Annotated in this window: 19 protein-coding genes; 11 read left to right on the top strand and 8 right to left on the bottom strand. The window is 74.3% G+C overall.

The window, feature by feature from the left end; genetic code table 11:
• Positions 1–80: 80 nt before the first annotated feature.
• Positions 81–869, top strand: coding sequence for a DUF3050 domain-containing protein (locus AB0Q99_RS19210; protein ID WP_363573282.1), 789 nt, complete (start codon positions 81–83; stop codon positions 867–869).
• Positions 870–872: 3 nt separating this feature from the next.
• On the opposite strand, the gene AB0Q99_RS19205 is transcribed toward AB0Q99_RS19210, so the two are convergent.
• Complete coding sequence (locus AB0Q99_RS19205; protein ID WP_363573280.1) at positions 873–2,222, bottom strand: acyltransferase; 1,350 nt, start codon at positions 2,220–2,222, stop codon at positions 873–875.
• Positions 2,223–2,392: 170 nt separating this feature from the next.
• Between AB0Q99_RS19205 and AB0Q99_RS19200 the strand changes: the two genes are divergently transcribed.
• The 5 genes from AB0Q99_RS19200 (at position 2,393) to AB0Q99_RS19180 (ending at position 7,781) form a co-directional block, all read left to right on the top strand.
• Complete coding sequence (locus AB0Q99_RS19200) at positions 2,393–4,783, top strand: ATP-binding cassette domain-containing protein (protein WP_363573278.1); 2,391 nt, start codon at positions 2,393–2,395, stop codon at positions 4,781–4,783.
• Between the two features lie 186 nt (positions 4,784–4,969).
• Positions 4,970–5,686, top strand: coding sequence for a hypothetical protein (locus AB0Q99_RS19195; RefSeq protein ID WP_363573276.1), 717 nt, complete (start codon positions 4,970–4,972; stop codon positions 5,684–5,686).
• Complete coding sequence (locus AB0Q99_RS19190) at positions 5,683–6,837, top strand: serine/threonine-protein kinase (protein WP_363573274.1); 1,155 nt, start codon at positions 5,683–5,685, stop codon at positions 6,835–6,837. Before AB0Q99_RS19195 ends, AB0Q99_RS19190 begins: the two co-directional genes overlap by 4 nt.
• On the top strand, positions 6,825–7,199 hold the full coding sequence (locus AB0Q99_RS19185; RefSeq protein ID WP_363573272.1) for a DUF1304 family protein: 375 nt from the start codon (positions 6,825–6,827) through the stop codon (positions 7,197–7,199). The genes AB0Q99_RS19190 and AB0Q99_RS19185 overlap by 13 nt, the downstream gene beginning before the upstream one ends.
• Positions 7,200–7,283: 84 nt before the next feature.
• A complete protein-coding gene (locus AB0Q99_RS19180; protein WP_363573270.1) occupies positions 7,284–7,781 on the top strand; it encodes a hypothetical protein in 498 nt (165 codons plus the stop codon).
• A gap of 12 nt (positions 7,782–7,793) precedes the next feature.
• Here AB0Q99_RS19180 and AB0Q99_RS19175 read toward each other — a convergent pair whose 3' ends face one another.
• Complete coding sequence (locus AB0Q99_RS19175; RefSeq protein ID WP_363573268.1) at positions 7,794–9,143, bottom strand: streptophobe family protein; 1,350 nt, start codon at positions 9,141–9,143, stop codon at positions 7,794–7,796.
• A 268-nt stretch (positions 9,144–9,411) separates the two neighbouring features.
• Here AB0Q99_RS19175 and AB0Q99_RS19170 point away from each other — a divergent pair, with 268 nt between their 5' ends.
• Positions 9,412–10,791, top strand: coding sequence for a DUF6777 domain-containing protein (locus tag AB0Q99_RS19170; protein WP_363573266.1), 1,380 nt, complete (start codon positions 9,412–9,414; stop codon positions 10,789–10,791).
• A 67-nt stretch (positions 10,792–10,858) separates the two neighbouring features.
• Here AB0Q99_RS19170 and AB0Q99_RS19165 read toward each other — a convergent pair whose 3' ends face one another.
• Positions 10,859–11,302 (bottom strand): helix-turn-helix domain-containing protein, encoded by a 444-nt coding sequence (locus tag AB0Q99_RS19165; RefSeq protein ID WP_363573264.1) that lies wholly within the window; start codon positions 11,300–11,302, stop codon positions 10,859–10,861.
• Positions 11,303–11,485: 183 nt separating this feature from the next.
• Here AB0Q99_RS19165 and AB0Q99_RS19160 point away from each other — a divergent pair, with 183 nt between their 5' ends.
• Complete coding sequence (locus AB0Q99_RS19160; RefSeq protein ID WP_363573262.1) at positions 11,486–12,727, top strand: MFS transporter; 1,242 nt, start codon at positions 11,486–11,488, stop codon at positions 12,725–12,727.
• Positions 12,728–12,734: 7 nt separating this feature from the next.
• Here the strand turns inward: AB0Q99_RS19160 and AB0Q99_RS19155 are convergent, their stop codons facing one another.
• Positions 12,735–13,172: a DUF4259 domain-containing protein gene (locus AB0Q99_RS19155; protein ID WP_363573260.1), complete on the bottom strand. Its 438-nt coding sequence runs from the start codon at positions 13,170–13,172 to the stop codon at positions 12,735–12,737.
• 124 nt (positions 13,173–13,296) lie between these two features.
• Here AB0Q99_RS19155 and AB0Q99_RS19150 point away from each other — a divergent pair, with 124 nt between their 5' ends.
• Positions 13,297–14,124, top strand: a complete 828-nt coding sequence (locus AB0Q99_RS19150) for a nucleotidyltransferase (RefSeq protein WP_363573258.1) — start codon at positions 13,297–13,299, stop codon at positions 14,122–14,124.
• Positions 14,125–14,156: 32 nt separating this feature from the next.
• On the opposite strand, the gene AB0Q99_RS19145 is transcribed toward AB0Q99_RS19150, so the two are convergent.
• Together AB0Q99_RS19145 and AB0Q99_RS19140 are read right to left on the bottom strand one after the other, a co-directional pair.
• Positions 14,157–15,890, bottom strand: coding sequence for an LCP family protein (locus AB0Q99_RS19145; RefSeq protein ID WP_363573256.1), 1,734 nt, complete (start codon positions 15,888–15,890; stop codon positions 14,157–14,159).
• Positions 15,883–16,524 carry a DUF6542 domain-containing protein gene (locus AB0Q99_RS19140; protein ID WP_363573254.1) on the bottom strand — a complete coding sequence of 214 codons (642 nt, stop codon included), beginning with the start codon at positions 16,522–16,524 and terminating at the stop codon, positions 15,883–15,885. Before AB0Q99_RS19140 ends, AB0Q99_RS19145 begins: the two co-directional genes overlap by 8 nt.
• Before the next feature lie 258 nt (positions 16,525–16,782).
• On the opposite strand from AB0Q99_RS19140, the gene AB0Q99_RS19135 reads away from it, so the two are divergent.
• Both AB0Q99_RS19135 and AB0Q99_RS19130 read left to right on the top strand, forming a co-directional pair.
• Positions 16,783–16,989 (top strand): antitoxin, encoded by a 207-nt coding sequence (locus AB0Q99_RS19135; protein WP_363573252.1) that lies wholly within the window; start codon positions 16,783–16,785, stop codon positions 16,987–16,989.
• A gap of 71 nt (positions 16,990–17,060) precedes the next feature.
• Complete coding sequence (locus AB0Q99_RS19130) at positions 17,061–17,750, top strand: transglycosylase SLT domain-containing protein (protein ID WP_363573250.1); 690 nt, start codon at positions 17,061–17,063, stop codon at positions 17,748–17,750.
• 92 nt (positions 17,751–17,842) lie between these two features.
• Here AB0Q99_RS19130 and galE read toward each other — a convergent pair whose 3' ends face one another.
• A complete protein-coding gene (gene galE, locus AB0Q99_RS19125) occupies positions 17,843–18,856 on the bottom strand; it encodes a UDP-glucose 4-epimerase GalE (protein WP_363573248.1) in 1,014 nt (337 codons plus the stop codon).
• Positions 18,857–18,997: 141 nt separating this feature from the next.
• The gene (locus AB0Q99_RS19120) at positions 18,998–19,657 is read right to left on the bottom strand and encodes a hypothetical protein (RefSeq protein ID WP_363573246.1); all 660 of its coding nucleotides are present in this window, start codon (positions 19,655–19,657) and stop codon (positions 18,998–19,000) included.
• Positions 19,658–19,788 lie beyond the last annotated feature (131 nt).

The following is a 19,788-nucleotide window of genomic DNA, read 5'->3' as shown; positions in this document are numbered from 1 at the left end:
CCGGCGGCTCGTGAACAGGCGTCCTGAACACACCTCGTGAACAGACCTCGTGAAGCACCCCTGACCGACAAGGAGCCCGCATGTCCGCCAACCGCTACCACTGGGACCGCTCGCACCCCGGACTGACCAGCCTGCAGCAGGCCATCGACCCGCTGCGCCGCGAGGTGGTCGGCCATTCCGTCTACCACCGGCTCAGCAGCATCGAGCGCGTCCGCACCTTCCTGAACAGCCACGTCTTCGCCGTCTGGGACTTCATGTCGCTGCTGAAGAGCCTGCAGCGCGACCTGACCTGCGTCGAGGTGCCGTGGGTCCCGAACGGCCCGACGGCCAGCCGCCGGCTGATCAACGAGATCGTGCTGGTCGAGGAGAGCGACGAGCTCGGCGAGGGCTACACCAGCCACTTCGAGCTGTACCTGGAGGGCATGCGCCAGGCCGGCGCCGACGCCCGCCCGGTGGAGGAGTTCCTGGCGCTGCTGGGCACCGGCACGGCCGTTCCGGAGGCGCTGAAGACGGCCGAAGTCCCCCAGGCCGCCGTGGACTTCACCGGGACGACCTGGTCCATCATCGAGAACGCCCCGGTGCACTGCCGGGCCGCCGCCTTCGCCTTCGGTCGCGAGGACCTGATCCCCGACATGTTCGCCCAGGTGATCGCGATCGACGACCCGGACGGCGTGCTCACGGTGTTCAAGGACTACCTGGCCCGGCACATCGAGGTCGACGGCGAGCAGCACACCCCGATGGCGATGCAGATGCTGATCGACCTGTGCGGCGACGACCAGGCCAAGTGGGACTCCTGCGCCGAGACCGTCCGCACCGCGCTGCAGGCCCGCTCGCGGCTGTGGACCGCGATCGAGGGCTCCTTCGCGTAGCGGTCAGAGCACCTTCGGCAGCACGGCGGCCGACGCGGGTGGCTCGTCGGCCGCCGCCCGGTACCGGTGCAGCGCCGCCCGGCCCTCCGCCCCGCGGGCCCGGGCGGCGAGCCGGGCCGGCAGCACCACGGTGGCCAGCCAGCCCTCACCGCGGAATCCCTCGACCGTCCAGCACACCCACGGCAAGGGGTAGTTGGCCGTCGGGCTGAAGAACACCGGCCGGTGCCCCTGGAAGCTGACCAGGTACGCGCCGAAGCCGCTCCAGTTGGAGAAGCTGAACCGGCGCGCCTGCGGGTCGAAGCCCAGCGGCACGCACTCGCGCAGCCGCGAGCGGCCGAGCGCGGCCAGGAACCCCAGGTTGGCCCGGAGGTTGAGGTGCGCGGTCGGGAACTCCTCGACCGCGGCCCGCAGCGCGCCCGCCAGCGCCGCCGGCCCGTCCTTGGGCCGGTGCGGCACGTGCACCTCGCTCAGCAGGTTGCCGATCAGGGCGGGCGAAAGGCCCAGCCAGCGGCGCGCGTTGACCGGGACGGTCAGCATCCGCTCGGCGTCGTCGCCGTCCAGTGCCCGCAGTGTGTCGAGCAGATGGGCGCAGAGCACGTCCCCGGAGGAGAGCCGACGCCCGGCCGCCGCCCCGAACTCCTCGCGCATCCGGGCCACTTCGGCCTCCGTGAAGGCGATCTGGACGGTCCGGTTGGCCCGCGGGCCGGCGGCCACCTCGCGGGCCAGCAGCTCCGCCTCCGCCGGCGGGGGCAGCCGGAAGCCGGGCCGCCCGCAGTCCTCGGCCGGCAGCACCCCGTCCAGCAACAGGTCCTGGTCGTCCACGAGTTCGGCCTCCGGGAGCCGCTCGCCCTCGACCGCCGCCGACCAGCTCCGCAGCAGCAGCATGAAGCTGTTCAGGTCGCCGATCGCGTGGTGCCAGGAGAGGCCGAGCACCGTCCCGCCGTCGGCGGTGCGGGTGACCCGGACGGTGAACAGCGGTGCGCCGCCGGACCGCGCGCCCGGGGCGTCCACCCGGTCGACGAGTTCGGAGCCGGCCGCCGTCACCCGGCCCATCGCCTCGGCGAGCGTGCCGTCCACGGTGTAGACGTCGAACGGCACGCCGGAGTCGTCGCAGACCGCCTCCAGGACGCCGTCGACGGTGCGCAGCCGCCCGGCGAAGACCGGGACCCGCTCCAGGGCGCGGGCCAGGCCGGCCGCGAGCCGGTCGTCGTCCAGCGGCTGCTCGAAGCAGAGCACGACCGAGACGGCGAGGTCGGCGAGCATGGTGTCCATCAGGCCGCAGCGCAGCACCCGCCCGGTGGCGGCCCCGGCTCGGACGGTCCGGGATCGGCGCAACTCGGGCCAGATGCTCATGGGTTCCGTTCCGAAGCACTCGATGACACTCGGCGACACCCGGCGCTCGGCGACCCGCGCGGGCATGCCGAACGATAGTGCCGGGTCCGGGCAATGGTCCAGTCCAATGTTGCAGTCGATGTCGTAGTCCGGAAAGGCCGCCGGCATCCGTCGGCGATAGAATGCGCAGCATGGGAGAGCGCCCCGGCGCACTCACTGCGCCACCCCTCGTCCTGGCCACCGCGACCGACTCCCAGCTGATCGACCCGGCCCGGGCCTATCACCTCGGCCGTGACCCGACCAGCGAGATCGTGCTGGACGACCCCCGGGTGTCCTGGCACCACGCGATCGTGCGCGCCACCGACGGCCACTGGCTGGTGGAGGACGTCGGCAGCACCAACGGCACCTACGACGAGGGCCACCGGGTCAGCCGCGAGGACATCGGCCCGGGCACCCGACTGCGCTTCGGCGATCCGGTCGACGGCCCGGCCGCGACCTTCGCCGGGATCCCCGGCGCCGAGCCGGGCCGTGGTCCCGACGCCGGCCCGGGCGCGCGGACCGTCCTGCTCGCCCCGCAGTCCTCCGGCGTCTTCCGCAGCCCGAGCGCGGTCCTGCGGCTGCCCGGCCACACCGTGCGGATCGGCCGCGCGCCGGACAACGAGATGGTCCTGGACGACCTGGTGGTCTCCCGGCACCACGCCGAGCTGCGCGAGCTGCCGGACGGCGGTCACGAGATCGTCGACCTGAACAGTCACAACGGCACCTACCTCAACGGCCGTCCGGTCCGGCGCGCCCCGGTCGGCCCGGCGGACATCGTCGGCATCGGCCACTCCGCGCTGTGCCTGGTGGACGGCCGGCTGGTCGAGTACACCGACACCGGCGAGATCTCGCTGGACGTCCGGCACCTGGTCGTCCGGGTCGGCCCGGAGCAGCGGGTCCTGCTGGACGACGTCAGCTTCCCGCTCCCCGAGAAGACCCTGCTCGCGGTGGCCGGCCCGAGCGGAGCGGGCAAGTCCACCCTGCTCAACGCGCTCACCGGGCTGCGCCCCGCCGACCAGGGCACCGTGCTGTACGACGGGCGCGACCTCTACCGCGACTACGCCGAGCTGCGCCGGAGGATCGGCCTGGTCCCGCAGGACGACATCCTGCACACCCAGCTCACCGTCCGCCGCGCGCTGTCCTACGCCGCCGAGCTGCGCTTCCCCGGCGACACCGACCCGCAGGAGCGGGAGGCCCGGGTCCTGGAGGTGATCCACGAACTGGGGCTGGACAACCGGGCCGACCAGGTGATCGCCAGCCTGTCCGGCGGCCAGCGCAAGCGGGTCAGCGTCGCCCTGGAGCTGCTCACCAAGCCCTCCCTGCTCTTCCTCGACGAGCCGACCTCCGGCCTGGACCCGGGCATGGAGCGCTCGGTGATGCGGATGCTGCGCGGGCTGGCCGACGACGGCCGCACGGTGGTCGTCGTGACGCACAGCGTGCTCAGCCTGAACGTCTGCGACCGCCTGCTGGTCCTCGCCCCGGGCGGCCGGACGGCGTACTACGGACCGCCGGGCGAAGCGCTCGGCTACTTCGGCCAGGAGGAGTGGCCGGAGGCCTTCGAGGCGTTCGAGAGCGACACCGGAGGCGTCAGCCGGGACCGCTTCCTCGCCTCGCCGCAGCACCAGCGGTACGTGACGGCCGAAGCGGCGCACCCGCTGCACGAACCCGCGGCGACCGCGCCGACCATCGGCCACGAGAAGCCGCAGAGCTGGCTCTCCCAGCTGAGCACCCTGGTGCGCCGGTACGCCGCGGTGCTCGCGGCCGACCGGCTCTTCCTCACCGTCATGACCGTGCTGCCGTTCGTCATCGGCCTGATGTGCCGGGTGATGGCCGGCTCCCGCCTCACCGACGAGAACGCCATCAACTGCCTGCTCACGCTCTGCCTCGGCGGCGTGCTCACCGGCTCGGCCAACTCGGTGCGCGAGGTGGTCAAGGAACGCGCGATCTACCGGCGGGAACGCGTGGTCGGGCTCTCCAGATCGGCGTACCTGGTCTCCAAGGTGGTGGTGCTCGGGACGGTCACGGTGGCGCAGGCCGCGGTGCTGACCGTGGTCGGCCTGGCCGGGGTCACGCTCTCCGGACGGCCGCGCCCGAACGCCCCGCCACCGGTGACGACCGGCGTGCTGATGCCCCAGCTGCCCGAACTGATCATCGCGGTCGCGATGCTCGCGTTCACGGCGATGATGCTCGGCCTGGTGGTCTCCGCGTTCGTCGACAAGGAGGAGACCACGATGCCGCTGCTGGTCCTCCTCGCCATCGTGCAGATCGTGCTCAGCGGTCTGATGCTCAAGCTGTACGGGGTGCCCGGCCTGGAGCAGTTCGCCTGGCTGTTCCCGGCCCGGTGGGGCCTGTCGTCCATGGCCCGGACGGTCGACCTGAACGGGATCACCGTGCCGTCCCCGATCACCGCGGACCCGTTGTTCCGCCACGACCGGACCGGCTGGCTGGTCGGCATGGCCTCGATGATCGGCCTCTCGGTCGCGTACGGGCTGGCGGTGCTCGCCCTGCTGCGGCGGCACGAGCCCTCGATCATGCGCAAGTAGCAAGCAGCACGTAGTGCCCGTGCGTCGTGCACGGTCGCCGTGCGCCCGTACGCCGTGTGCCCGTACGCCCGTACGCCGTGCGCGACGGGTCGGTCCGGGCCGCCGCCGGTAGAGTGGAAACAGCCCTGTGGTGCGAATCGTGCCGCGCGCGGCGGGGGTCGCGCGGCGGAGGAAAAGTAGCCGCCCATGGACGAGTTCGCGTTCCACCCCACCCACGTCGTCCCACCGGACGGTCTGGCTTCCTGGGCCGCCCCGGATCCGGCCCGGCCCACCGCCCGGCTCGACGCGCTGCTCCCGCTGCAGTTGCTCGGCCGCCAGGGCGACTGGGCGCAGGTCCTCTGCTCCAACGGCTGGACGGCCTGGGTCGACGGCCGTCTGCTGGTCTCCCTGCCGGAGCCGCCGCCCGCGGCCGGGGGTCCGCCCGCCCGGACCGCCGACCCCCGCCCGGCGCTCGCCGACGCGGAGACCGCGCTGGCCCGCTACCGCGCCCTGCTGGAGGACCTCGCGGTCGGCATCCTCGACCTGGAGGCCTTCCGGGAGCGCTCACGCGGCCTGCGGGTGGGCCTGGTGGTGGACGGCGAGGCGCTCTGGGTGTTCGACCCCGTGCACGACCGCTGGTGCTACTGCGACGGGCTGCAGCTCCAGACGTACGCGGCCACCGACCGGACCCCGCCGGCCTCCTCGCCGAGGCCCGCCCCGACTCCGACGCCGTCCGCGACGCCTTCCCCGACGCCGACCCCGACCCCGACCCCGACCCCGGCACCGGCACCGGCACCGGCACCCTCCCCGACGTCCTCCCCCACTGCGGCACCGACGTCGGCTCCCACTGCGGCTCCCACGCCCGCGCCCGCGCCGGCGCCCGCACGCGGCCCGTACGCCCCCACCCAAGCGGGTGAGCCGTGACCTCCGCCGACCGGCTGTCCGCCCCGAGCCTGCCCGCCGGCCTGGTCGGGCGGAAGGTCGCGGGCTACCGGCTGGAGAGCGAGATCGGCCGCGGCGGCATGGCCGTGGTCTACCGGGCCAAGGACCTGCGGCTCGGCCGGACCGTCGCGGTCAAGCTGCTGGCCCCCGAACTGGCCCGCAACGAGGTGTTCCGGCGGCGCTTCATCCACGAGTCCGAGGCCGCCGCCGCGATCGACCACCCGCACATCATCCCGGTCTTCCAGGCGGGCGAGCACGAGGGCATCCTGTTCATCGCGATGCGCTACGTCGGGGGCGGCGACCTGCGGGCCCTGATCAACCGCAGCGGCCCCCTCCCGGTCGACCGGGCCACCCGGCTGGCCCTGCAGATCGCCTCCGCGCTGGACGCCGCGCACGAACACGACCTGGTGCACCGGGACGTCAAGCCGGGCAACGTGCTGGTCGCCGCCGGAACGGACAGCGAACACCCCGAGCACCTGTACCTGGCGGACTTCGGGCTCACCAAGAAGTCCCTCTCGCTCAGCGGGCTGACCAGCGTCGGCCAGATCGTCGGAACGCTGGACTACGCGGCACCCGAACAGATCTCCGGCAAGCCGCTGGACGGCCGCTGCGACCAGTACAGCCTCGGCTGTGTGGTCTTCGAGATGCTCGCGGGCACCCCGCCGTTCCGCCGGGAGAGCGACCTCGCGCTGCTCTGGGCCCACCTCAACGACCCGCCGCCCGCACTGGACGAGCAGCGGCCCGACCTGCCGGCCGCCGTGGTGGCGGCGGTCGCCCGGTCGCTCGCCAAGACGCCGGAGGAGCGGTTCGAGAGCTGTCGGCAGTTCGTCGCCGAGCTGCGCACCGCGCCCGCAGCCGCGGCCCCGGGCTGGTGGGGCGGGGGCGGGCCGCCCACCCGGGTCGTCCCGGCTGCCTCGAAGGGCGGGCCGCGCGCGGCACCGGAGCCGCCCGCCTGGGCCGCGCCGGTGCTCCGCCCGCCGTCCGCACCTGCGTCACCGTCGTCCGCGTCGTCACCGCCACCGTCGTCATCGCCGCCGGAGTCGCCGCAGTCGCCGCAGTCGCCGCAGTCGCCGCAGTCGCCGTCATCGTCGCCCCCGACGTCGGGAGGGAGCCGCCCGCCATGGACGCCGTGAGCCAGGTCTTCGCCATGGTCGCCGCCGCGATCCACCTCGTCGCGTGGCCGCTGGAGAGCTTCCTGTACGGGCACCCCCGGGTGCGTTACCTGCTCACCGGCAACACGGCGGACGCCCCGGAGGTCCGGCTGTGGCGCTTCAACGTGGGCTTCTACAACCTGTTCCTGGCCCTCGGCCTGGTCACCGGCCTGGTCCTCCTGCACTCCGGGCACAGCGGCCCGGGCCGGGCGGTGATCCTCTACATCGCCGCGTTCATGGTCGCGGGCGGGATCACCCTGTTCGTCTCGGAGCCCAAACTGTGGCACGGTGCGCTCGCCCAAGCGGCCCCGGCGGCCGTCATCCTTGTGACCGAGGCTTTTTGACGTCCAGTCACAGGTTTTACCGCCCCTTGGCATGGCAAAAATCCGCCTACTCCGCGACGGTCGCGGCGGCTGGGGGTGACAGCAGTGGTCAGGTTCCCGATCACCGACCGGTACATCGTCGGCCTCGGCTGCCGGGTGAGCGTCGAACGACGGCCCGGCATGATGAAGGTCAACTGGAGCATCGCGCACCTGCCGGACGGCGGCTCGCCCCGGCCGACCCGCGGGTCCGAGCAGGTCGGCATCACCTGCCCGCGGTGCCGGCGCTCGTTCTCGGTCCGGGTGGAGACCGCCGCCAGGGCGCGGGCCAAGCGGCAGGTCCAACGGGTGCTGGGGTGGTTGCTGGTGCTCTCGCTCCTGGCCACCGTCCCCATGCTGATCCACCTGGGCGGCCAGACCGTCGAGGAGGGGGACGACCAGGCCGTCGACACCTTCGGCCTGCTCCTCGGCCTGGCCGCCCTGGGGGTGATCGTCGGCCCGTCGCTGCTGTTCAGCGCCGGCATCCACAACGGCGTCAACAAACTCCGGCTCGTCCGGCGCGGCGGCAGCAGGACCATGTGGGTGCAGGGGCACCGGCTGTTCTGAAGGCCCGCTCCGTCACCCGCCCGGCGGCCCCTCCGCCGTCACCTCGCCCCGGTGCTGCACCCGGGTGGCGACCAGCGCGCCGAGCCCGCCGGTGACCAGCCCCCAGGCCGCCGCCAGCGGGACGGCCGTCACCAGCGAAGGGTGCAGGCTGATGCTGCCACTGCCGAGGCCGGCCAGCGGGTCGGAGTCGCCGAGGACGGAGCCGAGCAGGTCGCCCAGTCCGCCCTGGCCGAGACCGACGCCGAGCACGGACAGCCCGTAGGCGGCGTCCATCCGCGTCCACAGGCCGACCAGCAGCATGGTGACGGCGGTGGCCAGCGCGAACCGCACGGCGTGCCGCCAGAGCCGGACGCTGCGGGGCGAGCGGCGGGCCGCCAGGAAGGCGGCCGCGAGCAGCACGACGGCGGCCAGCGGCAACAGCCACCAGCTGCGGGCGTCCTGCGCGGCCAGGGTGCCGAGGTCGACCGTCGCGGTCTGCCCCTTCGGGACGCGCAGCACCTCGGCGAGCGGCTTGGGGACGGGCAGGCCGACCGCGCCGGAGAGCCGGCCCTGCCAGTCGGCCCCGAGGCCGAGCCCGAAGGCCATCCAGGCCAGGTCCGGCAGCACGAGCAGCACCACCGCCATGGTATGCCGGGCGTCACCGTGCACGATCGCGGTCAGCACCCCGGCCACCGCGCCGATCACCAGGTACGCCAGCAGCACCATCCAGAGCGCGAACGCGGCCGGGCGGACGGCGAGTTGGTGGCGCACCAGAGCGGGCGGCAGCGGCGCGCGCCGGGACACCGCGAAGGTGGCCGCGAGCACCAGCAGCATCCAGGCGAGCCCGATGCCGATGGTGCTCGGGGCGTCCGCGTGGAAGCCGACCTCGGGGGTGAGCCCGAGCGCGCCGCTGATCGACTGCGCGAGGTCGCCGCCGAGCGGGACGACGAAGCTGTGCCGGGCGAGGAGGGTCAGCAGCACGAGCGCGAGCACCCAGACCACGACCGTCCGGGCGATCCGGCCGAGCAGTTCGCCGCCACCGGCCACCGCGCGGAAGCGCAGCTGACGCAGGAACACCTCGACCATCACGACCGCGCCGACCAGCGAGACGGTCAGCGGCATCGCGCTGATCCCCGCGTCCACAGCGGCGAAGTTGCCTGCACCGCCGTCGAGTTGGACGGCTCCGCCGACGGCGAGAGCCATCGTCGCGGCGACCACCGAGGGGAAGCCGCCGCCCGGGAGGTCTGCGGCGCCGGCCAGCCAGAGGCCGAGCGCGGCCACCGCCGCCATCGCGACCAGTCCGGCCAGCACGACGGCGAGCGCGTCCAGCCACCCGCGGACGGCACCGGGCGGGCCCGCGGCCCGGGTCGTGGGCTGCTGCATGCCGCCTCCTGGTCACTCGCTGGGCTGGTCGCTGGGCTGGATCACTGGGCTGGTCGCCGGGCCGGTCGCTCGACGGGCCGGCCACTCGTCGGCTTCCGGCTCTGCGGCCCGGCCGGTTTCCAGAGTGGCCGACGGTCGCCACGCACGCTCGGCGACGGCCGGGCACCTGCTGTTGCGGCGAGCGGGGCGCCGGGGGAGAAATGGAAACCAGTGGCAGGAGCTTCCCGTGCCGGACGTGATCGCCGGCCGCCTGCGAAACGGAGCCTCGATGACCTCCCAACCGCCGCCGTCCGGCCCGCCGAGCGAGCCGCCGTACGGCCCCCCGTCCGGACCGCTGGCCGGACCGCCCTCCGGCGGAGGCCCGGCCGGACCGCCGACCGTGCCGCCGCCGCCCGGGGGTTCCCGGCCCTCCGGCGCGGCCGGCGGCGGGCCGCGCCGACCGTGGTGGCGTTCCCCGAAGGGACTGGCCGCGGCGGCGGCGACCCTGGTGGTGGCCGTGGTGGCCACGGTGCTGATCGTCAGCAACCGGAGCAGCCACACCGAGGCCATCCCGGCCGCGAACGAGGTGGCGCTCCAGACGCCGGCCGACCCCGGGCCGGCCCCGTTCACCCCATCGGTGGCGAACCAGGGGATGACCGCCCCCGCGCCCGCCACCTCACCGGCGCAGCAGCCGGGCGGCGCGGCCTCCAAGGGCGGCTCGACGGCGGCCCTCCACAGCGTCGAGGGCAGTTCCCCCGGGCTGTACGGCGGGGAGATGGGCAAGTCCAGCTGCGACACCGAGCGCCTGATCGGGATGGTCTCCGGTGGTGACACCGGGCGCGCCTGGGCCTCCGCGGCCGGCATCGCGCAGGCCGACATCCCCGGCTACCTGCGCTCGCTGACGCCGGCGTACCTGCGGGTGGACACCCGGGTGACCAACCACAGCTACAAGAGCGGCGCCGCGGTCGAGTACCAGTCCGCGCTGCAGGCGGGCACCGCCGTCCTGGTGGACTCCCACGGGGTGCCCCGGGTGCGCTGCGCCTGCGGCAACCCGCTGGGGCCGGCGAAGTTGATGAGCAACGCCAAGTACACCGGCAAGGCCTGGACGGGCTTCGAGCCGACCACGCTGATCGTGGTGGTGCCGGCGCCGCAGCCGGTGTCCGAGATCGTCCTCGTGAACATCGAGACCGGCGGCTGGTTCGCCCGGCAGACCGGGCGGATCCTGATCGTGGACAAGCCCGTCGAACCGCCGAAGGTGCTGGTTCCGGGCATCCCTCCGGCCGTGCCCTGGCAGCCGTCCACGCCGTCGGGCTCGGCGACGGCCTCGGGCGCCACCACCTCGGGTGCCACCACCTCGGGTGCCACGACGTCCGGTTCGACCACCTCGGGTTCCACGACGTCCGGCTCAACGACATCCGGGTCCACGACGTCCGGGGCCACGAGCTCGGGCCCGACCACCTCGTCGGGCGGGCCGTCGTCCCCCTCGGCGACCTCCTCCACCACCACGAGCAGTCCGTCGCAGACGAAGACGACGTCGAGCGCCACCGCGTCGACCGCCACCGGTACCACGACGAGCGCCGCCGTCACCACGACCACCGTCAAGCCGACCGTCACCACGACGCCGGCCACCAGCACCACCGTCTCCACGGTGAGCACCGCGCCGAGCTGACCGGCGTCCGGCCCACCCACCCCCGCTGCCGCCGTCCGGGCCTCCCGGCCGGTGGCAGCGGCGCGCCTCAGGGCAGCAGCACCGTCGCGTCCTCCGGCCCGAGCACCCGCCCGTCCGCCGCGCGCACCTCCACCGGGGCGACCGGCGCGCCCGACTCCCGGTCCACCAGACGGGTCCTCGGCTCGCCCTCCTCGAAGAACCAGCGGTCACCCCACTGGCGCAGCGCGGTGATCACCGGGAACAGGGCACGGCCCTTCTCGGTCAGCACGTACTCCTGGTACGGGCTGCCATCGGCGGCCGGGGCGAGTTCGAACACGCCGTTGGCGACCAGGTTGCCCAGGCGCGCCGAGAGGATGTTCTTGGCCAGGCCGAGGCTCTTCTGGAACTGCCCGAAGCGGCGCAGCCCGTCGAAGGCGTCACGGACGATCAGCAGCGCCCAGCCGTCGCCGACGACGTCGAGCGGACGGGCGACCGGGCACGTCCACTCCTCGTACGTGGTGCGTTTCGGCACTTCTCCCACCTCTCGGCTCTCATCGGCTCGCGGCTCTCATCGGCTCGTGTCCGCGCGCGTCGGCTCCCGCCGGTCGGCGCCCAGCGTACCGACCGGACGAGGTTGCTTATTGAAACCAGGATATGCCAGGGTGTCGTGGTAGCACTTTGAAACCATGCTGGTGCCGCCCGAGGGAGCCCGCCCATGACCACACCCGCACGCACCACCGCAGCCGGAACCACGACCCCGACCGTCCCCGCCGTCGAGACCCCGGCGCGCGGCCTGCCACCGGCCGTCAACTGGCTCCTCTCCGTCCTCTGCGGCCTCGCCGTGGCCAACGTCTACTACTCCCAACCGCTGCTCGACCTGATCGCTCGGGACCACGGCATCGACCCGGCCGCGATCGGCCTGGTCGGCACCCTCACCCAGATCGGCTACGCCCTCGGCCTGCTGCTGCTCGTGCCGCTCGGCGACCACGTCAACCGCCGCGCGCTGATCACCTCCCAACTCGGCCTGTCCGTCCTCGCCCTCGTCGCCGTCGCGCTCGCCCCCTCCGCGCCGCTGATGCTCGCCGCGATGGCCGCCGTCGGCGTCCTGGCGGTCGTCGCCCAGGTCGTCGTCGCGCATGCCGCCGCGCTCGCCGCGCCGGGCGACCAGGGCCGCGTGGTCGGCACTGTGACCGGCGGCATCGTGGTCGGCATCCTGCTCGCCCGCACCGTCGCCGGGACCATCGGCGACCTGGCCGGCTGGCGCGCCGTCTACGTCGCCTCCGCCGTCGCGACCGCCGCCATGGCCCTCGCCGTCGCCGCCGTCCTCCCGGCCGAGCGGCGCCGCTCGGCCGAACGGGTCGGCTACCTGCGGCTGATCCGCTCGGTGTTCACCCTGTTCGCCCAGGAGCGCGTGCTCCGGGTGCGGGCCGTCCTCGCCCTGCTCACCTTCACCTCCATCACCGTCCTGCTCACCCCGATGGTCCTGCCGCTCGCCGCGCCGCCCTTCAGCCTGAGCCACACCCGGATCGGCCTCCTCGGCCTCGCCGGCGCCGCCGGGGCGCTCGGCGCCGGGTTCGCGGGCCGCCAGGCCGACCGCGGCCGGGCCGACCGCACCGCAGGCCTCGGGCTGGCGGCCATGACGGTCGGTTGGCTGCCGGCCGCGCTCCTGCCGCACTCGGTGTGGTGGCTGGTGCTCGCCATGGTGGTGATCGACTACGGCCTGCAGTCCGTCCACGTCGCCAACCAGCACCTCCTCTACCAAATCCGCCCCGAGGCCCGGAGCCGGCTGACGGCGGGCTACATGCTGCTCTACTCCGCCGGGTGCGCCGCGGGCGCGATCCTCTCCACCGTGGTCTACGAGCACGGCGGCTGGACGTCCGTCTGCGCCCTCGGCGCCGCCACCAGCCTCGCCGCGCTCGGCTACTGGCGGGCGACCACGACGGCGCCCCGCCGTTGACGGCCGCTCAGAGCTCGAACAGCGGCACCCCCGCCCTCGGCGGCACCGGCTCCAGGACCTCGCGCAACGCCCGTACGCCCCGCCGCCACGCCAGGCCCTCCGCCGTCTCGTCCCACAGCTCCGCGAGCTCCGACTCCTCGGCCACCACCCGATCGAGCGCCGCCACCGCGAGCCCCCGCAGCTCGACGGCCGACGGCGGTATCGCCCCGTCCGGACCGTAGGCGCTCGCCACCGCCGCGCCGCCCGGGCACTGCGCCGCCACCAAGGCGGCGGCGGCCACCGCCTCGACGCCCTCGCCGTCGTCCAGGTACTCCCCCGCCCGGGCGGCGCCCAGCAGCGCGGACCGGAGGATCGCCTCGCGCTCGGCCGGCGCCGCCTCGTCGAGGCCGTCGGCGAAGTCCGCCGCCGTGTCGTTGTCGAAGTGCCCGATGCCCCAGGTGCCCATGCCGATCCCCTCGCACGCCCTCCGTGTTCGCGTGCGACCGATGCTTGCACGTCCCACTGACAAGTCCGCCCGGCAGGCGGATATTCGCTGGTCAGCGGCGCAACCACGGGGCAGAGTAGGCCCCATGACGACCAACCGGGGACTGGACGCCGAGGGATGCATCGCACGGGAGGGCTCGCTCGACCGGGTGGCGGCCGCCTTCGCGCCGGTGGTGGCGGCCGCCCGGGAGCGGATCGCCGACGCGTTCGGCCCCGAGCGGCTGCACAGCGCCTACCTCTACGGCAGCATCCCGCGCGGCACCGCGGTGCCCGGCGTCTCCGACCTCGATCTGCTGCTGGCCCTGCACCACGAGCCCACGGCCGCGGACCGGGCGGACGCCGACGCCCTCCAGGCCGCGCTGGACGCCGAGTTCGCGCAGGTCGACGGGGTCGGCGTGCTGCTCTTCGGCACCGCCACGCTGCTGAGCGAGCTCGAACGGCACGACCTGGGCTGGTTCGTCGCCTGCCTCTGCACCCCGCTGCTGGGCCCGGACCTCGCCGCCGGGCTCCCCCGCTACCGCCCCAGCTCCCTGCTCGCCCGGGAGACCAACGGCGACCTGGCCCTCGCCCTCCCGGGCTGGCGCGACCGAGCGGCCGTCGCCACCACGGACGCCGAACTCCGCGCCCTCACCCGCGCGGTCACCCGGCGGATCGTCCGGACCGGCTTCACGCTGGTCATGCCCCGCTGGGGCAGCTGGACCAGCGACCTCACCGCCTCCGCCGAGGCCTTCGCCGCCCACTACCCCGAGCGCGCCGGCCAGATGCGCCTCGCCGCCGCCACCGCCCGGGCCTCCGTGACGGCCCGCACCCCGGAGGCGGACCGGGCCGTTCTCGCCGTGCTCATCGAGGACTTGGGCCCCTGGCTCGCGGCGGAGTACACCGCCGTGCACGGCGAGAAGGCCCCGCGCCCCTGACCGGCGGCGGCCCCGGCCGCGCCCACGGGTCGTCAGTCCACGCAGGGGATCCCGCCCGCCTTCACCGCGGGCCCCTGCATCGGGAGGACGGCGGACGGCGCACCCGACCCTGCCGCGCCCGAGGGCCCGGGAGCGGCCGGGGTCGGGGTGCGGGCGGCGGCGAGGGTGAGCAGGACGTGGCCCGGCGGAACGGCCCCGGAGGGCGCGGCGGTGACGCCGTAACGGGCGGCGAGCTGCTGGGCGTCGGTCTTCGCCCCGGCGCCGTAGGCCACCGTGGTGACCCTGGTCCTGGCCGGGGCGTCGCCGATCCGGCCCGCCTGGTAGCCGAGTTCGGCCAGCGCCCTGGACTCGTTGGCGGCCGCACCGGCGCCGGCCGCCGCGTTGACGTCGACCACCGCCTTCGCCGGCCCGCCCGGACCGCCCGGCGCCGGAGCCGAGGCCGGGGCGGAACCGGCCGGGGAAGCGGCGGAGGCCCCGGCGGAGGCGGAAGCATCGCCCGGGGTGTCCCCGGGAGCCACGCCCGGCGCCGACTCGTGGTTGAACAGCTGCCGGACGATCTTCTTGATCAGGTCCGGGTTGACGGTGTTGACCTCCTGCCCGCCGACCGTCCTGAAGCCCGCGATCGGCAGGGTGTTGAACTCGACGTTGCCGCCCGTCAGGTTGGGCGCCTGCTGGGCGAAGTCGAGGATGTTCCACTCGTTGTCGATGACGACGTCCTTCTTCACCACCCCGAACAACCTCTGCATCTGCCCGAAGTCGTTCAGGATCCCCTGCTGCTTGAGCTTGTACTCGACGGAGGAGATGAACGCCTGCTGCCGGTGGGTGCGGTCGAGGTCGCCGTTGGTCAGGTGGTGGCGCTGGCGGACGAAGGAGAGCGCCTGGGCGGCGTTGAGGGAGCTGATCCCGGCCGGGAGCTTGAGGCCGGTGCCGCCGCCCTCGTGGGTGGCGGTCCGGGCGATGATCGGATCGTCCACCGGGTGGTTGAGACAGACCTGGATCGGTTCGACCGCCTTGGCGATGTCGTAGAAGCCGATCAGGTTGACCTCCGCGAAGTGGTCGATCGGGACGTCCAGGAAGCCCTGCACGGTCTGGATGGTGGCCGAGCGGCCGGCCTCCCGGCTCTGCCGCTCCAGCTCCGCCTTGGAGAGCCCCTTGCCGGCCAGCTTCAGCTCGGCGGCCTCCTTGGCGATGCCGTACGCCTCCTTGATCTTGTGCATCCGGCCGTCGGCCCCGACGGTCTGCACGTAGTCGTCGCGCGGGACGGACAGCGCGGTGACCTTGCCGCCGTTGGCCGGGATGTGCAGCACGATCAGGGCGTTGGTGTTGTAGCCGCCGATCTCGCTGGAGCCGGCGTGCAGTTCGTCCTCGACGAACTGCTTGGGCAGGTCGTTGCCGTCCATGTCCTTGCGGCTGTCGAGGCCGATCAGCAGCAGGTTGACGGACTTGTCGAGGTGCGGCGGGGCGTTCTTCTTGGCCTCGCTCAGCGCGGTGGACTTGATCATGCCGTCGTCCAGGCTGCGGTACTCGTACCAGGTGAAACCGCTGGCACCGAGCACGGCGACGGAGACGGCGCAGGCCAGGGTGCGCCCGGCGACGGTCAGCGGGGCGACGCCGCGCCGCGGGGCGCGACCACGCGGGACGCCGGTGCGGCCCTGGCGGGCCTGGCGGCCGCCGGCACTGCTGCCACTGGCACTGCTGCCGCCGCCCCGGCTCACGTTCCGGTTCGCGTTCCGGTTCGCGTTCCGGCTCCGGTTGCGCTCAGCCACGGCGGCTCCCCCCGGTCGGGCCGCCCGAACCGTCGGGTCGTCGGCGGTCGAGCACCGTCCGACGGCGGCTCAGCACGGTCCGGCGGCGGTCGGCCACCGCCCGCCCGACGGCCACCGCCAGCGCCACGCCCACCGCGGTGGCCATCACCGGGAACGCCTCGACCACCCAGCGCAGCGCGCCGGTGCCGAGGTTCTTGCCCTGGTAGCGCTCGGGGTCCGCCGCGTACTCCACGCCCGATGCGACGAGCAGCACCACGACCGGTGCCGCCGTCACCACCCACCACCGGCCTGCCCGGCTGCACACCGCCGCCGCGGCGCCCGTCCCCAGCACCGCGCCCACCGCGAAGAGCAGGCCGACGCCGGGCCCGCCGAGCTCGTCCGCGACGGCGCCCAGCAGGGGCAGCCCGACCGCCGAGCCCGCGGCCACCAGCCCACCGCGCCGCCGCGCCTGCTGCTGCCGACGGCGCGCCTCCCCCGCCCGCGGCGCCCGCGCCGACCGCTGCGCGCCGGCGCCCCCGGCGTCCGCCGCGCCCCCCGGGTCACCGCCCTCGCGGGAGCGCTGGGCCGGGAAGGCGCGGTCCTCGGTACGCGGTCCCGCGTCCTGGTACGGCGTTCTCGCCCGCTGGCCGGCCATGCGCACTTCCCTCGATCGTTGCGGCTGCGGCGGCGCGATTGCACCGCCGCCGGTGCCGGGACGCCTTCCGTCCCGGCGGCGATCCCGTCCTCTACACCTCTGTAGAAGTCGGGTTGGAGCATACAAACCCGGGTCGACCACGTCACCCGCGGCCGACCGGCAGCAGGCGAACCGTCCGGTGGGCCGTCGTTAGGATGGTCATGATCCCCGCCACGTCGGCACACCATCAGGAACGCATCAGAGGAGCAGAGCGTCACCATGTTTGAGAGTCTGAAGAACCTCGCGGACAAGGCCACCGACCTCGCCCGCGAGCACGGCGACGTGATCGGGCAGGGGCTGGAGAAGGTCGGCGACGCGATCGACGACCGCACGGACGGCAAGTACAGCGGGCAGATCGACACCGGCGTCGAGAAGGCGAAGGACTTCCTGCGCAACCTCGACGAGGGCCGGAAGCCCGCCGAGTAGCCTGCCGCCGGGCACGATCGACCGTACGGCGATCGAACGGACACACGGGCGAACGGGAAGGGCCGGCAGCGGTGAGCGAGGAACAGAAGCGGCCCGCCGGCTGGGGGCGCTGGCTGGTGATCGGCGTCGTGGTCGTGGCCGGGCTGGGCCTCATCCGGGGCAACGGCCACGACGGAGCGACCACCGCCGACCCCGCCCCGTCCGCCGCCGCGTCGTCACCGGCCTCCGGCACCGCACCGTCAGCCGGTGCCTCGGCGGCGCCGTCGAAGCCCTCGGGGCGGTACGACCCCGCCGACTACGCCGCGCCGGTCCGCCAGTACGCCGCCGAGGCCGGGGTCAACCCGCAGCTGCTGATGGCGATCCTCTACAACGAGTCGTACAAGCCGCACGACCCCGAGCTCGAACGCGCCTGGCAGCGCGGCAAACCGGACGCGTCCTTCGGCATCGCCAACATGCACCGGGCCGCCTTCGACGACACCAAGCCGGGCCGCCCGTTCGCCTCCCGCCAGTGGGAGGAGCTCCCGGACGACCGCGACCTGGCCGTCCAGGCGGCCGCGTGGCACCTGCACGACCTCGCGGCCCAGCTCCCGGCCCGCCCGGGCGTGCCGCTGAGCCGCGACGAACTGGTCGCCCTCGGCTACAACGCGGGCGCGGGCAACATGCTGGCCTTCGCCCGGGGCGTCAAGATCGGCTCCCAGGCGCAGTCCTACCTGGACCGGCTGCGCGACAACTGGACGAAGTCCGGCGAGGCCGTGCAGTGACGCTGTGCAGTGACGATGTGCACTGAGGCCGTGGAGCGAGGCGGTGGGGGCGGAGCCGGGCGGCGGCCGGCCCCGCCCCGCCTCCCCGGGCGTCAGACGCCGAGGCGGGCGGCCCACTTGGCGCGCCAGGCGAGCGCGTCGGCGACCCCCTCGGCGATGCCGCGCCGGGGCTGCCAGCCGAGCAGGTCGCGGGCGGTGTCGACGGAGGCGTAGCAGCCGATCACGTCACCGGGGCGCGGGCCCGCTTCCCGGACGTCGAGGCGGACCCCGACAGCCTGTTCGAAGGCGGCGATCAGCTCACGGACGGTGGTGCCGTCGCCCGTCCCGACGTTGATCACGCGGTAACGGTCCGCCGCGCCCGGGGCGATCACCTGGTCGAAGCGGAGCAGCGCGGCGACGTGCGCCTCGGCGAGGTCCTGGACGTGGATGTAGTCGCGGATGCCGGAGCCGTCGCGGGTCGCCCAGTCGACGCCGGTCAGGGTGAACGGCGCGCCGGTGCTGTGCGCCTCGATCAGCTTGCCGAGGGCGTGGGTGGGGTGGAGGTCCTGCAGGCCGGTGCGCAGCTGCGGGTCGGCGCCGATCGGGTTGAAGTAGCGCAGGGCGATGACGCGCTGGCGCTCGGCCCCCTCGCCCCGGGTCCAGTCCTGGAGCACCTGCTCCATCATCTGCTTGGTGCGCGCGTACGGACTGCCGGCGTCGACCGGGCAGCTCTCGTCGACCCGGGCGTCCGGGGTGGGCGCATAGATGGAGGCGGAGCTGCTGAAGACGATGCGGGTGCAGCCGTGCCGCTGGAGGGCGTCCAGGAGTTCGATGGTCTTGGCGACGTTCTCCCGGTAGTAGTACAGCGGCTTGGCCACCGACTCCGGTACGACGATCTTCGCGGCGCAGTGCACCGTCGCGTCGATGTCCGGGTGGTCGGCGAAGATCCGGTCGAGCAGGGCGGCGTCGGCGATGTCGCCCCGGTAGAAGATCCGGTCCTCGACGAACTCGGCCCGGCCCTTCGACAGGTCGTCCAGCACGACCGGGGTGATCCCCCGGTCGAGCAGGGCGGAGGCCACCGTGCTGCCGATGAACCCCGCGCCGCCGGCGATCAGGACCTTCTTCATGCGCGGATGCTCCCCTGCGATCGGCCGGGCGCCCGGTGGTGCCCGCTGACCGGAAGGGACGTCGGTTCGTACCCGGGCGGTTCCCGGCTGGTTCCCGTACCGGTCGCGGGCGGCGCGTCCCGACGGTCGCGGCGGGGCCGATCAGGCCCGGCGGCGGCGGAGCCAGAGGCCGGCGCCGGCCAGCAGGACGGCCGCGGCGGCGGTGCCGACGGCGGCCCAGGTGGTGCCGTCGGAGATGGTCTCGCGGGCGGGGCCGGTCTGGTGGGCGGAGGCGACCGTAGTCCCGTCGGCGGGCCCGGTGGTGGTCGGCTGCGCGGGGGCGGGCGTCGGGGCCGGGGCGGCTCCGGTGACCGTCTCCAGGGTCGGCCCGGCGGTGGTGTCGGTCGGCCGCGGCGAGGCCGCGGTACCCGCGGGCACCGGGTCGTTGATGGCGGTGGCCTCGACGTCCAGCTCGCGCTGGGCGTGGCCCAGGGAGGGGAACGCGCAGTCCACGGTCACCTGCCAGTGCCCGGCGGGGAGGATCTCCCGGGTGGTGTACGTCCCCGGGTGGCCCGGGACGGCGACCAGGCGCCAGGGGCCCACCGCGCGGCCGTCCGCGGCGGTGGCGGAGAGGGTGCCGGCGAACTCCTCGGTAACCGGGTCGCGGTCGTTCTCCCAGGTGGCGACGGTACTGACATGGCCGTTCTGCTGGCCGGTGACGTCGAGGTGGACGCTGTCGCCGTGGGCGGCCGCGGGCACGGCGGTGGCGAGGACGGCCGCCGCCGCGAGCGCGGCGGCGGCGAGGGTCGGGCGGGTTCGCATGGCGGTCATTCCTCGGGGCGGTGTGGGGGGACGGGCGCGGGAAGCGGGGGCGCCGGCCACCCCGGTCTGGGTCGCGCGGGACGGCGACGCGCTGGTCTTCACCACCGTGACGAAGACCGGCAAGGTCAAGC

The sequence above is a fragment of the Kitasatospora sp. NPDC086791 genome (assembly GCF_040685975.1).
GTDB lineage: Bacteria > Actinomycetota > Actinomycetes > Streptomycetales > Streptomycetaceae > Kitasatospora.
The sequence above is the reverse complement of the archived record's forward strand: the minus strand, read 5'-3'. Positions and strand labels throughout refer to the sequence as shown.

Coding starts and splice junctions, on each gene's coding strand:
- AB0Q99_RS19205 (WP_363573280.1), bottom strand. CDS start 2,222: ATGAGCATCTGGCCCGAGTTGCGCCGATCCCGGACCGTCCGAGCCGGG.
- AB0Q99_RS19195 (WP_363573276.1), top strand. CDS start 4,970: ATGGACGAGTTCGCGTTCCACCCCACCCACGTCGTCCCACCGGACGGT.
- AB0Q99_RS19150 (WP_363573258.1), top strand. CDS start 13,297: ATGACGACCAACCGGGGACTGGACGCCGAGGGATGCATCGCACGGGAG.
- AB0Q99_RS19175 (WP_363573268.1), bottom strand. CDS start 9,143: ATGCAGCAGCCCACGACCCGGGCCGCGGGCCCGCCCGGTGCCGTCCGC.
- AB0Q99_RS19210 (WP_363573282.1), top strand. CDS start 81: ATGTCCGCCAACCGCTACCACTGGGACCGCTCGCACCCCGGACTGACC.
- AB0Q99_RS19155 (WP_363573260.1), bottom strand. CDS start 13,172: ATGGGCACCTGGGGCATCGGGCACTTCGACAACGACACGGCGGCGGAC.
- AB0Q99_RS19120 (WP_363573246.1), bottom strand. CDS start 19,657: ATGCGAACCCGCCCGACCCTCGCCGCCGCCGCGCTCGCGGCGGCGGCC.
- AB0Q99_RS19200 (WP_363573278.1), top strand. CDS start 2,393: ATGGGAGAGCGCCCCGGCGCACTCACTGCGCCACCCCTCGTCCTGGCC.
- AB0Q99_RS19140 (WP_363573254.1), bottom strand. CDS start 16,524: ATGGCCGGCCAGCGGGCGAGAACGCCGTACCAGGACGCGGGACCGCGT.
- AB0Q99_RS19160 (WP_363573262.1), top strand. CDS start 11,486: ATGACCACACCCGCACGCACCACCGCAGCCGGAACCACGACCCCGACC.
- AB0Q99_RS19170 (WP_363573266.1), top strand. CDS start 9,412: ATGACCTCCCAACCGCCGCCGTCCGGCCCGCCGAGCGAGCCGCCGTAC.
- AB0Q99_RS19135 (WP_363573252.1), top strand. CDS start 16,783: ATGTTTGAGAGTCTGAAGAACCTCGCGGACAAGGCCACCGACCTCGCC.
- AB0Q99_RS19185 (WP_363573272.1), top strand. CDS start 6,825: ATGGACGCCGTGAGCCAGGTCTTCGCCATGGTCGCCGCCGCGATCCAC.
- galE (WP_363573248.1), bottom strand. CDS start 18,856: ATGAAGAAGGTCCTGATCGCCGGCGGCGCGGGGTTCATCGGCAGCACG.